The sequence below is a fragment of the Arthrobacter sp. NicSoilB4 genome, assembly GCF_019977335.1.
Classification (GTDB): domain Bacteria; phylum Actinomycetota; class Actinomycetes; order Actinomycetales; family Micrococcaceae; genus Arthrobacter.
Genome location: NZ_AP024653.1, coordinates 1,270,919 through 1,282,799 on the forward strand (window position 1 = coordinate 1,270,919; position 11,881 = coordinate 1,282,799).

The window sequence follows — 11,881 nt, forward strand, 5'->3', positions numbered from 1 at the left end:
GGTCAATCCTAGGGCCCGCACCCAGCCGATCAGGCGTGCGGCAGGGGGCGCGCCACAGCCCGCCGCCGCGCCCCTGCCCGGAGCCTGAATGGTAGTTTTGACACCGGGGTGTGCGTGAAGCTGCGCAGACCGGCAAGGCCGCGAACGCGGAATCACGGATGTAACCAGTTAGGCGGGACCGATGAGCGGACGTCACAGCGGCGGCACAAGCGGGGGGCTGCGCATCTCCACGCTGCCCAAAACCCTCAAACTGATCTTCAAGCTGGCCCCGCGGCAGCTCAGCGACGAGATTGCCCTCGCCAAGGTCGAGCTCAAACGCAAGGGCATCGAGGTCGGCGTTGCCGCCGCGATCCTCGCCGTCGCCCTGCTCTTTGTCGCCTTCCTGGTCGTTGGCCTCATCGTTGCCGCCATCATGGGCCTCGCCACGATCATGCCCGCGTGGCTCGCGGCCCTGCTGGTCTGCGGTGTCTTCCTGCTGATCGCAGCGATCGCGGGCCTGGTGGGGGTCGGCAAGTTCAAGAAGGCCATGCCGCTGGTTCCGGAGGACACCATCCGTGGCCTCAAGTACGACCTGGGCATCGCCAAGGAGGGCTCCGCCTTCGATCCCGCCGTGCTGGACCCGAATTCCGAGCAGTACAAGGCAGCCAAGGCCGCCAAAGCGGAGGCCGAGGCCAAGGCCAAGGCTGAGAAGGAAGCCAAGAAGGCCGCCGAGCCGGACTTCGGTCCGCCGCCCACCGAAGCGGAACTGCGACGCCGGCTGGACGAACGCCGCACCCACCTCACCTCGGTCCGCGATGAACTCAACGAGGAACTCGACGTCAAGACCCAGGCCCAGGCGCTTCTGGCGGCCGCCCAGGTGAAGCTGCACGGCGGCAAGGAACAGGTCAGCGGCAAGGTCGCCGGTTTCCGGTCCGCCGCAGCACGCGCCGCAAAACGTCCGGCGGCGTCGGCCGGCGCCATGGACAGGGCCGCCACCGACAGTGCGGCTGCCGACAATGCCGGAGTGGGCGGCCAGCTGAGTGAGCGATGGAAGCCGCTCGTCGCGCTCACCGCCTCGGCCGCGGCACTCGTGTTCCTGTTGCGCAAACTCCTCAAGGGCTAGGCAGCCCGCTGAACTGCAACGCCCAATCGTTGCCGGCCACGGAAAGGGGGACTGGATGAAGTTTATTGGCGCTGGTGCCCGGCCTGGTCAGGCACAGATACACCACGACAGGATCTTCACCATCCCCAACGTCCTGACCGTCGTGAGGTTCCTCGGCGTCCCGCTTTTCGTCTGGCTCGTCCTTGGGGTTCAGGAATACGGTTACGCCGCCTTGGTCCTGGCGATCATGGGCAGCACCGACTGGGTGGACGGCTACGTCGCCCGCCGGTTCAACCAAATGTCCAACCTGGGCCGCGTCATGGACCCCATCGCCGACCGGCTGTCGCTGATCGCGGTCGCCGTCACGCTCGTGATCGCCGGAGTGGTCGAGTGGTGGTACCTCGCCGCGCTGCTCATCCCGGACGCCATCCTGCTCGGCCTGTCGCTCTACTATTTCCACGGCCACCCCGACCTGCCTGTCAGCAGAATCGGCAAGATCCGGACGGCGCTGCTGCTGGTCGGCACACCCCTGCTGGTCCTCTCGGCACTTCCGGTCCCGGGCGCCGATGCGTATTTCGTTGCCGCCTGGATCTTCCTGGGACTGGGGCTCGTAGGGCATTGGATTGCCGCGTACAACTACTTCTGGGCCATCGTCCGCAAGGGCAAAAAGCTAAAGGGCAACAAGTCCGACGTCGACGGCGGCACCCGCTGATGATGTGGTTCGCCGTATTGCTGGCCGTCCTTGGCGCGTTCTGCCTCGCGTTCGGCGCCCAGCGCCAGGGCAGTGCAGTCAAGGCGGACACCGGGGGACTGGCGCTCAGCAACCATGGCATGCTCCGATTGCTCCGCAATCCCCGCTGGGTGTTCGGTCTGCTCCTCCTTTGTGTGGGCATGGCGCTGAATTCGGTGGCCCTGGTGATGGCGCCGCTGACCGTGGTCCAGCCGATCGGAGCGATCGCCCTCGTCATCACCACGATCGTCAATGCCAAGGACCAGGGGCTGAGCATCAACCGGGCCACGGTAGTGGCCATTACTGCCTGTGTTACGGGCTCGGCCTTGTTCGTGATCCTGGCGGTCAACGTGACTCAGGAGAACCATCAGGTCAGCGCCTCCGACGAGCTGACGGTGGTGCTGCTGCTGGCCCTCGCTGTCGGGCTGTTCGGGACGCTCGCCCTGGTGTTCCGGCACCGGATGAGCGCCTTCATTTATATCCTTGGCGCGGGCATCCTGTTCGGCTTTGTCGCTGTCCTGACCCGGATCATTGGCAAGCACCTGCTGGATCCCAACGGCCTCGGCGTCCTGAACGTGCCGTGGTATTCCGTGGTCGCGATTGTGGCCGCCGGCGTCCTTGGCTCGTGGTTCGTCCAGAACGCCTACTCCGGTGGTCCTCCGGACCTGGTGATCGCCGGGCTGACGGTGATCGACCCGATCGTGGGCATCGGGATCGGCATCACGATCCTCGGCGAACTGCGCCCGGATGTCCATGCCGTGACGGCAATTGCGATGGGCGCGGCCGGTTTGCTTGCTATCGTGGGAGTGATCGCCTTGTCCAGGCACCACCCCGAAGTCACCAAGCGCAAGAAGGACGCGCGGAAGGCTGCGGGGCGCGCGGCCCACGACAAGACCAGACTTCAGCAGTAGGCCCGGTACGCCTGCGCCGACGGCCAGCCGGCCACTCCAGACCCAGCTGACCGCACCGTGACCACCAGGAGTTCTCCACGTGACCATGCCTGACCATCAGCACCCGCTGACCATTCTGATTGCCGCGGACACCTACCCGCCCCACGTCAACGGCGCTGCGATGTTCGGCTACCGCCTGGCGAAGGGCATGACGGCGCGCGGACACGATGTGCACGTCCTGGCCTGCCGCCCGGACAAGGGCAAGAGCTACACCGAGTTCAGCGACGAAGGCACAGTCCACCGGATCCGCTCCCACTCAGTTCCGACGCACGAGTACTTCCGGATCACGTTCCCTTGGGAGATCAAGAAGGAAATCAGCCTCCTGTTCGACCGGATCCAGCCTGACGTCGTGCACATCCAGAGTCACTACATGATCGGCGAGCACGTGCTCTATGAGGCCGTCAAGCGCGGCATCCGGATCGTGGCGACCAACCACTTCATGCCCGAGAACCTGAATCCCTTCCTTCCATTCCCGCAGTGGTTCAAGGACATCGTGGGCCGCATTTCCTGGAAGGACATGGGCAAGGTCATGGGCCAGGCCGACGTCGTTACGACGCCGACGCCGCTGGCGGCGAAAGCGATGCACCAGCACGCGTTCCTTCGCCAGGTGCTGCCGCTCTCCAACGGCATCGACTCCGCGGCGTACGAACTCAAGCCCGGTGAGGAAGTGGCGCGCCACGGCAGCCCCAACGTGCTGTTTGCCGGCCGGCTCGCCGAGGAGAAGCACGTTGACGTGCTGATCGACGCCGTTGCCAAGACGCCCAAGGAGCTGGACGTCCATCTTGAAATCGTCGGCGGCGGTGAGGTGCGGCCGGCCCTCGAGGCCCAGGTTGAGCGACTCGGGCTCCAGGACCGGGTCAAGTTCCTGGGACTGGCGACCGACGCCGAACTCCGCCGCGCGTACATCGCCGCGGACCTGTTCTGCATGCCCGGCACGGCTGAACTGCAGTCACTCGTGACGCTGGAAGCGATGTCCGCCTCCACGCCCGTGCTGCTGGCGAACGCCATGGCCCTGCCGCACCTGGTGCGCGACGGCGAAAACGGATACCTCTTCACACCCAACGACAGCGACGACCTCGCGGCCAAGATGGTCCGCGTCCTGTCGCTCCCCGCGGCTGAGCTGGCGGCGATGGGCAAGGCAAGCAGAGGGATGGTGGAGAACCACAGCATCGAGCGCACCCTGCAGTCCTTCGAGGATCTCTACCGGGGCGCGAGCTACGACGACCTCGTGGTCTGACCCGGGCCACTACAATTGCTAGAGTGATTTTCGCCCGGAAACCATCCGGCCCTGGCCGGGCCGGTTTCCGGGCCCATGGGGCTATAGCTCAGCTGGTTAGAGCGCGGGACTCATAATCCTAAGGTCCTCGGTTCAAGTCCGAGTAGCCCTACATTTTCGCGGAACCCTGCCTGGGATCCGCATCTACGGGAGCCGTGGCCGACGTTTCGACGTCGGCCGCGGCTCCCTCCTTCTTTCCCGGCACCGGCGTGGTGACCCTTATCCCGCCGGGAAACCCACAGGATTGCGGCCTCCCGTATGGCTTCCGTCACTTGCAGCGCCCCTCCGGATTGCGGTATGTTACTGGTGAGTAACATCCCGTTGGCGCGAAGCGCGCGTCATCCTGGTCGCTGCTGATCACACGTGAAGGAACACCATGTCCAAAGCTGCCGTCGACATCAACAACCTCCCTTACGCCGATGGCGACTTCTACGCCTTCGAGCAGCTGCTCAGCGGCAAGGAACAGGACCGGCTCGCGGAGGTCCGCGACTTCCTGGCCCGCGAGGTCAAGCCGATTGCCGTCGACTGCTGGAACCGCGGCGAGTTCCCGATGGACCTGATTCCCAAGCTCGCCGAGGTCGATCTGGTCAGCCCGGTCCGGAGGCAGGGCTATTCCAATGTCTTCGCGGGCATCATGCACGCAGAAGTGACCAGGGCCGACACATCCATCGCCACCTTCATGGGCGTCCACGACGGACTCTTCACCGGCTCCATCGAAGCGCTCGCTTCGCAGGAACAGCAGGAGGCGTGGCTGCCCGAGATCTACTCGCTCAAGAAAATCGGCGCCTTTGGCCTCACCGAACCCCTTGGCGGGTCCGACGTCGCCGGCGGCACCCGAACGACGGCCCGCCGCGAGGGAGGCAGCTGGATCCTCAACGGGGCCAAGCGCTGGATCGGCAACGCCACGTTCTCCGACTGGGTAGTCATCTACGCTCGGGATCTCGCTGACAACCAGGTCAAGGGCTTCCTCGTCGACACCAAGACCGAGGGCTACAGCGCCACTAAGATCGAGAACAAGATCTCGCTCCGCACCGTGCAGAACGCCGACATCACCCTCGACAACGTCGTTGTGCCGGACTTCTTCAAGCTCGCGAACGCCAACAGCTTCCGCGACACGAACAAAGTCCTCAAGGTCACCCGGCTGGCCGTCGCCTGGCAGGCGGTCGGCCAGCAGCTCGCCGCTTTTGACGTCGCCCGCCGCTACGCCGTCGAACGCAGCCAGTTTGGACGCCCGATCGCATCCTTCCAGCTCGTGCAGGACCAGCTCGTGCAGATCCTCGGCAATGCCGTCAGCTCGATGGGCATGATGGTGAGGCTCTCCCAGCTGGAGGACCTTGGCCAGGCCAAGGACGAGCAGTCCGCCCTGGCTAAGGCCTTCACCACGGCCCGGATGCGCGAAAGCGTTGCCCTGGGCCGAAGCATCCTCGGCGGCAACGGCATCGTGACCGACTTTGAGATGGCCAAGATCTTCTCGGATGCCGAGGCCATCTACTCCTACGAAGGCACGCACGAGATTAACACCCTCGTCACCGGCCGGGCAATCACGGGCATCTCCGCGATCGTTTAGCCGGCAGCGCCCGGCCCTTCACCTTCACTTCTCTTCCTCTTCCTCCGTTCTATCCGGGCGCCGGATCCAGGGGCGGGAGCAGGATGGAGGGCCTCAGGTCCGTCACGAAGGCCAGGGGATTGAGGTATTCATCGCCGCGGCGAACGCCCCAGTGGACGCACGGCGCCGGCGTGCAGTGGCCGGGCAGAATCCACCCCAGGACCTCTCCCTCGGCGACGGCGGTGCCCGGCTTGAGATCGCTGCGCACCGCCTCGAAGCTGCTTCGCAATCCGTTTCCGTGGTCCACGGTGATGACGGGACGATCCACCACGACGCCGGCAAAGGTGACGGTCCCTGCTGCCGGTGAGGTGACCCGGGCGCCGTCGTCCGCTGCCTGAAGATCAACACCCCGGTGGCCGCTGAGCCACGGTTCTGCCGGCGGATCAAAGGCCCGCAGGACGGCAGGTCTGGGGCTCAGCGGCCAACTCCACCCGCCGGCCTCCACGGTTGGGCCGGAAATGGCGCTGGAAGCAACTGCCGCGCCCGGGCCCCCGGGCGCGGCAGTGGGGGAGAGTGCCAAGAGCAGGGCGGCCGCCATGGCGGCCCTGGTCGCCGGAGTCTTCATCCACCCAGCCTGCGGCCGCGGACGGATCATCGTAAGCGTCCCTCCGGGCTATGTGGACAGACCCGGGGTTGACGTGCGCCCCCGTGCCTCCACGCCGCCCGGCCATCCTGCAAGCCCTGCCACTTGACCCCGAACGTCACGCCGAACGTCACCCGCGATCGTCCCTGAACCGGCTCCGGCCAGAGCGCTGCGGCCCCGCCTGCAGCCCCCGGAAACGGTCCATTCCCGTACGTGCCCTGTAGTACACTTGGTGGAGCAGTTTGCTGTGCCCTCACGCTTGATCATTCTCTTTGTGTACGTACTGTCTTTGTATAAGCAACGTAATTATCAAAGCCGGCACGCCTCATTCAGGGGTGCGGGGGAGCGGCAGCTGACTACGCGTATCCAGCCCTCCACATTCGAAGCTTCAACTCTTCAGGGTGCGGAGGACTGCGCTTCTCTCGGTCCGGGCCCTGGCCCGGTTGAGTTGTGCAGTGGATGCCAGGAGCACCGCCCGCCTGGGTGTTGCTAATCAACCGTCAACTATTGGCAGGGTAAGACAGCCCGTGGGCTGTCTCATGAATGACCTGCCGGAAGGAGCGTCGGCATGCCCGTCGTAACTATGCGCCAGCTGCTTGACAGCGGCGTCCACTTTGGACACCAGACCCGCCGTTGGAACCCGAAGATGAAGCGCTTCATCTTCACGGAGCGCAACGGCATCTACATCATTGACCTGCAGCAGTCGCTGTCCTACATCGACCGTGCCTACGAGTTCGTGAAGGCCACCGTTGCACACGGCGGCACCGTTCTCTTCGTCGGCACCAAGAAGCAGGCGCAGGAATCCATCGCCGAGCAGGCCACCCGCGTTGGCCAGCCGTACGTCAACCAGCGTTGGCTCGGCGGTATGCTGACCAACTTCCAGACGGTCTCCAAGCGCATCCAGCGCATGAAGGAACTCGAAGAGATCGACTTCGACGACGTCGCCGGTTCTGCTTACACCAAGAAGGAACTGCTGCTCCTTCGCCGCGAGCTCACCAAGCTGGAAACCAACCTCGGTGGTATCCGCAACCTGACCAAGGCGCCTTCCGCCCTGTGGATCGTTGACACCAAGAAGGAACACCTTGCGGTCGACGAAGCCAAGAAGCTGAACATCCCGGTTGTTGCCATCCTGGACACCAACTGCGATCCGGACGAAGTCGACTTCCCGATCCCGGGTAACGACGACGCCATCCGCTCCGTCAACCTGCTGACCCGCGTTGTTGCTGACGCCGTTGCTGAGGGCCTCATCGCCCGCAACCAGCGCGCCACCGGCACCACGGAAGCTCCGGAAGAGCCGCTGGCCGAGTGGGAGCGCGAGCTCCTCGAAGGCAGCAAGACCGAAGAGGCCGCTGCCGCTCCGGCCGCAGAAGCCGCTCCGGCTGCTGAAGCTGCTCCGGCTGCTGAAGAAGCACCCGCCGCTGCCGAGGAAGCTCCGGCTGCCGACGACGCCGCCGGCGAAGCCAAGTAGTCAGACCCAACAGTCTGCTCTGCTCTGCTGACAAATAAATCCGGATCTCCCCGCACGCTTTCCGCGTAAGGGGAACTGACAGGATGGCCGCTCACACTGGTGAGCTGCCGTCCTGTCAGTCCGTACACCACACAAAATTTCTAGACAGAGGGGTTCACATGGCGAACTACACTGCCGCTGATATCAAGGCTCTGCGCGAGCGCACGGGCGCCGGCATGATGGATGTCAAGAAGGCTCTTGACGAAGCCAACGGTGACGCCGAGAAGGCCATCGAAATCATCCGCATCAAGGGCCTCAAGGGCGCTACCAAGCGCGAAGGCCGCTCCACCGCAGAAGGCCTGGTTGCTGCCAAGGTCGACGGCGGCGTTGGCGTGATGATTGAAGTCAACTGCGAGACCGACTTCGTCGCGAAGGCTGACAAGTTCATCCAGCTCGCCGACAAGGTCCTGGCAGTTGCTGTCGAGTCCGGCGCAGCCGATCTCGAAACCCTGCTGGCCACCGAGGTCGACGGCAAGCCGCTGTCCGAGGTCGTCGTCGAAGAGGGCGCGGTTCTGGGCGAAAAGGTTGTTGTCCGCCGCATCTCCCGCATCGAGGGCGCAACGGTCGACGCCTACCTGCACAAGACCTCCAAGGATCTCCCGGCCCAGGTCGGCGTCCTGTTCGCTGTTGACGGCGAGGGCGAAGCAGCTGCCACCGCAGCCCACGACGTCGCCGTCCACGTCGCCGCGATGTCCCCGAACTACCTCTCCCGCGAGGATGTTCCGGCCGAGCTCGTCGAGTCCGAGCGCCGCATCGCCGAGGAAACTGCCAAGGCCGAAGGAAAGCCTGAAGCAGCCATGACCAAGATTGTGGAAGGCCGCGTTACGGGCTTCTACAAGGGCGAGGTTCTCCTCGACCAGGCATTCGCCAAGGATGCCAAGAAGTCTGTCGCCCAGGTCCTCGAAGAGGCCGGCGTCAAGGGCACCGCATTCACGCGTTTCCGCGTCGGTTCCTAGCCAGACACCAGTCAGACATTAGTCAGACACGCTGAGGGGGTGGTCACTGCGGTGGCCACCCCTTTTGCATGCACCCGGGACACCCTCCGGGAAGTCCGGGGAAGATCCGGGCAGCGCCGGGACCGGGCCGAATGAGGCCTTTGGTCCCCGGCACGATAACCTAGCTCAGAGTTCACCAACGGGAAGGCACCATGGAAACCGTCACCACTTCAGCCCAGCCAAAGAAGAGCCGGCGCCGAGTCCTGTTGAAGCTTTCCGGCGAGGTCTTCGGCGGCGGAAAGCTGGGCGTCGACCCCGACACCGTCCGCGGCGTGGCCAAGCAGATCGCCGCGGCAGTTCCCGACGTCGAAGTCGCGATCGTCGTCGGCGGCGGAAACTTCTTCCGCGGAGCCGAACTGTCGCAGAGCGGCATGGACCGTTCCCGCGCCGACTACATGGGCATGCTCGGCACTGTCATGAACTGCCTGGCCCTCCAGGACTTCCTGGAACAGGCCGGCGTCGAAACCCGTGTGCAGAGCGCCATCACCATGGGCCAGGTCGCCGAGGCGTACATTCCGCGCCGCGCCATCCGCCACATGGAAAAGGGCCGCGTCGTCATCTTCGGCGCCGGCGCCGGACTGCCGTACTTCTCCACCGACACCGTGGCCGCCCAGCGCGCCATGGAGGTCCACGCCGACGTCGTCCTGATGGCCAAGAGCGGCGTCGACGGCGTCTACACCGCGGATCCGAAGAAGGACCCCACCGCCGAGAAGCTGCACCGCCTCAGCTACGATGACGCCCTGCGCCGCGACATCCGCGTAATGGACCAGACGGCCATGACCATGTGCAAGGACAACAACCTCACCATGGTGGTGTTCGGCATGGAAGGCGAGGGCAACGTCACCCGCGCCATCCGCGGCGAGGACCTGGGCACCGTCGTCACCCCCTAGCAACGGCTAGGATGTTTTCAGGACATTTCCGCACCCCGCAGCACGCGGCTGGAAGCCGGAACACAACAGCACCCCGCCAACGGCGGGTGCACCAATTTCTGAGGAGAGATCGTGATCGAAGAAACCTTGCTCGAAGCCGGGGACAAGATGGACAAGGCGGTTGAAGTAGCCAAGGAAGACTTCGCCTCGATCCGTACCGGCCGTGCCAACCCGGGCCTCTACAACAAGGTCCTGGTGGACTACTACGGCTCACCCACGCCGCTGCAGCAGCTGGCCTCCTTCGCCATCCCGGACGCCCGCACCATCCTCATCACGCCGTTCGACAAGACCGTCCTGCGCGACATCGAACGTGCCCTCAGCGACTCCGAGGTGGGCGCGAACCCCTCCAACGACGGCAACGTCATCCGGATCACCATCCCGGACCTGACGGCCGAGCGCCGCAAGGAATACGTCAAGATCGTCAAGTCCAAGGGCGAGGACGCCAAGGTGTCCATCCGCAACATCCGCCGCAAGGCCAAGGAAACCCTGGACAAGCTGGTTAAAGACGGCGAAGCCGGCGAGGACGAGGGCAGCCGGGGCGAAAAGGAACTGGACGCCCTGACCAAGGCCCACGTCGACGGGATCGACGAGATGCTCAAGCGCAAGGAAGCCGAGCTGCTCGAGGTCTAATGACGCAGGAACAGGGGGACCCCGGAGCGGAAGTCCGGGTGCGGGGGAGGCAACGGAGGAACCCCACGCCCAAGGCCGGCAGGAACCTTCCGGCCGCCATAGCAGTGGGCCTCGGCATGCTCATCGTTGTCCTGGGCGGGCTGTTGTTCCTGCCGCTGGGATTCGTGCTCATCGTCACCACCTTCGCGGTCTTTGGCGTCTGGGAAGTCTTCCGGGCCCTGGAAGCCTCGGGGACCAGGCTGCCGATCATTCCGGTGATGACCGGCACCGTTGCGATGCCGGCGGCTGCCTACTTCGGCGGCCCCGAAAGCCTCCTGTTCGCGATGATGCTCAGCAGCGTGGCGGTCCTGATCTGGCGTTCCCTGGAGGGCGCCGCCGGTTCCGCGCGCAGCATCTTCGCCGGTGTCTTCACCCTGGCCTGGATCCCGTTCCTGATCAGCTTTGCCGTGTTGCCCCTGCACACGTTCGCGGGGGAGACACCGGTGGGGCTGTGGCCCGACGGCGTTATTCCCTCCGGGGCGTGGCAGATCGCCACCCTCCTGCTGCTGGTGGTCGCCAACGACACGTTCGGGTACCTCGTCGGCGCCTCGCTCGGCAAGCACCCGATGGCGCCGAAGATCAGCCCCAAGAAGAGCTGGGAGGGCTTCGCCGGCTCCATCGCCGGTGCCACCGCGGTCGGGGTGATTGCCGCCGTCTTCCTGCTGGACAAGCCGTGGTGGGTCGGCGTGGCCCTGGCCGTGGGCATGGTCGCCGCGGCCACCGCCGGAGACCTCTCAGAATCCATGGTGAAGCGTGAACTGGGGATCAAGGATATGAGCAGCATCCTGCCCGGCCACGGCGGGGTCATGGACCGGCTGGACTCCATCGTCTTCGCATCCCCGGTGGCCTTCATCCTTTACTCGATCTTTGCCGGCGCCTAAGGCATCCCGGCAACCCCCTCCGGCCCCTAGAATGGTGCCGGGCAAACCGGACAGTCCGGCCGAAGAGCATTGAAGGAAACAAAAGTTACAGTGGACATTCAACGGCAGATTCCTGCTTCCTTTGACCGCGTGCAGCGGAGCCAGTATGGCTACAACGCCAAGCAGGTCGACCAGTTCATGCAGCGCGCCCGGGTGTCGTTCGAATCGCCGCGCTCCTCCGCCCGGCCGGTCAAGAGCGCGGACGTCAGGTCAGTCTCCTTCGACCCAGTCAAGGGCGGCTATGTCGCGGCCGACGTGGATGCGGCACTGGACCGGCTGGAGGATGCCCTCGCCCTGCGGGAACGCGACGAACTCGTCGCCGAACGCGGCGAGGAAGCCTGGCTCCGCGAGATCGGCCGGCTCGCCGGACTGCTCCGCGGACGGCTGCACCGCCCCGACGGCCAGCGCTTCCGGCGCCCGGCCAAGGCCAAAGCGCGCAGTTACAACACCACGGACGTGGACGATCTCTGCCACGACCTGATCGGCTACCTCGAAGAGGACAAGCCGCTGAGCGTGGACAACATCCGCCGCGCGGTCTTCCGTCCCGCCGTCGGCAAGGACGGCTACGAGGAAAACCAGGTGGACGCATTCCTGGACCGCGTCGTCGAGCTCATGGCAGCCATCGACTGATCGCG

12 protein-coding genes and 1 tRNA gene are annotated in these 11,881 nt (G+C 65.1%); 12 read left to right on the forward strand and 1 reads right to left on the reverse strand.

Going from position 1 to position 11,881, the window contains the following annotated elements; genetic code table 11:
* The first annotated feature begins 181 nt into the window (after positions 1 to 181).
* The 6 genes from LDO13_RS05635 (at position 182) to LDO13_RS05660 (ending at position 5,604) form a co-directional block, all read left to right on the forward strand.
* Positions 182 to 1,102 carry a phage holin family protein gene (locus tag LDO13_RS05635; RefSeq protein ID WP_224049052.1) on the forward strand — a complete coding sequence of 307 codons (921 nt, stop codon included), beginning with the start codon at positions 182 to 184 and terminating at the stop codon, positions 1,100 to 1,102.
* Between the two features lie 55 nt (positions 1,103 to 1,157).
* Positions 1,158 to 1,793: a CDP-alcohol phosphatidyltransferase family protein gene (locus tag LDO13_RS05640; protein ID WP_224049053.1), complete on the forward strand. Its 636-nt coding sequence runs from the start codon at positions 1,158 to 1,160 to the stop codon at positions 1,791 to 1,793.
* Positions 1,793 to 2,722 carry a DMT family transporter gene (locus LDO13_RS05645; RefSeq protein WP_224049054.1) on the forward strand — a complete coding sequence of 310 codons (930 nt, stop codon included), beginning with the start codon at positions 1,793 to 1,795 and terminating at the stop codon, positions 2,720 to 2,722. The genes LDO13_RS05640 and LDO13_RS05645 overlap by 1 nt, the downstream gene beginning before the upstream one ends.
* A gap of 79 nt (positions 2,723 to 2,801) precedes the next feature.
* A complete protein-coding gene (locus tag LDO13_RS05650) occupies positions 2,802 to 3,998 on the forward strand; it encodes a glycosyltransferase (protein WP_224049055.1) in 1,197 nt (398 codons plus the stop codon).
* A gap of 77 nt (positions 3,999 to 4,075) precedes the next feature.
* Positions 4,076 to 4,149, forward strand: a tRNA-Ile gene (locus LDO13_RS05655).
* A 264-nt stretch (positions 4,150 to 4,413) separates the two neighbouring features.
* Positions 4,414 to 5,604, forward strand: a complete 1,191-nt coding sequence (locus tag LDO13_RS05660) for an acyl-CoA dehydrogenase family protein (protein ID WP_224049056.1) — start codon at positions 4,414 to 4,416, stop codon at positions 5,602 to 5,604.
* 49 nt (positions 5,605 to 5,653) lie between these two features.
* Here LDO13_RS05660 and LDO13_RS05665 read toward each other — a convergent pair whose 3' ends face one another.
* Positions 5,654 to 6,208, reverse strand: coding sequence for a M23 family metallopeptidase (locus tag LDO13_RS05665; protein WP_224049057.1), 555 nt, complete (start codon positions 6,206 to 6,208; stop codon positions 5,654 to 5,656).
* Positions 6,209 to 6,794: 586 nt separating this feature from the next.
* Between LDO13_RS05665 and rpsB the strand changes: the two genes are divergently transcribed.
* From rpsB to LDO13_RS05695, 6 genes are all read left to right on the forward strand, one after another.
* Positions 6,795 to 7,694: a 30S ribosomal protein S2 gene (gene rpsB / locus LDO13_RS05670; protein ID WP_224049058.1), complete on the forward strand. Its 900-nt coding sequence runs from the start codon at positions 6,795 to 6,797 to the stop codon at positions 7,692 to 7,694.
* Between the two features lie 158 nt (positions 7,695 to 7,852).
* Positions 7,853 to 8,689, forward strand: coding sequence for a translation elongation factor Ts (gene tsf / locus LDO13_RS05675; protein WP_055798576.1), 837 nt, complete (start codon positions 7,853 to 7,855; stop codon positions 8,687 to 8,689).
* A 191-nt stretch (positions 8,690 to 8,880) separates the two neighbouring features.
* Complete coding sequence (pyrH, locus tag LDO13_RS05680) at positions 8,881 to 9,618, forward strand: UMP kinase (RefSeq protein WP_066434642.1); 738 nt, start codon at positions 8,881 to 8,883, stop codon at positions 9,616 to 9,618.
* A gap of 111 nt (positions 9,619 to 9,729) precedes the next feature.
* Entirely contained in the window at positions 9,730 to 10,287 is a 558-nt protein-coding gene (gene frr / locus LDO13_RS05685) for a ribosome recycling factor (RefSeq protein ID WP_224049059.1), read from the forward strand.
* The gene (locus LDO13_RS05690; protein WP_224049060.1) at positions 10,287 to 11,207 is read left to right on the forward strand and encodes a phosphatidate cytidylyltransferase; all 921 of its coding nucleotides are present in this window, start codon (positions 10,287 to 10,289) and stop codon (positions 11,205 to 11,207) included. Before frr ends, LDO13_RS05690 begins: the two co-directional genes overlap by 1 nt.
* 90 nt (positions 11,208 to 11,297) lie before the next feature.
* The gene (locus LDO13_RS05695) at positions 11,298 to 11,876 is read left to right on the forward strand and encodes a DivIVA domain-containing protein (protein ID WP_224049061.1); all 579 of its coding nucleotides are present in this window, start codon (positions 11,298 to 11,300) and stop codon (positions 11,874 to 11,876) included.
* Positions 11,877 to 11,881 lie beyond the last annotated feature (5 nt).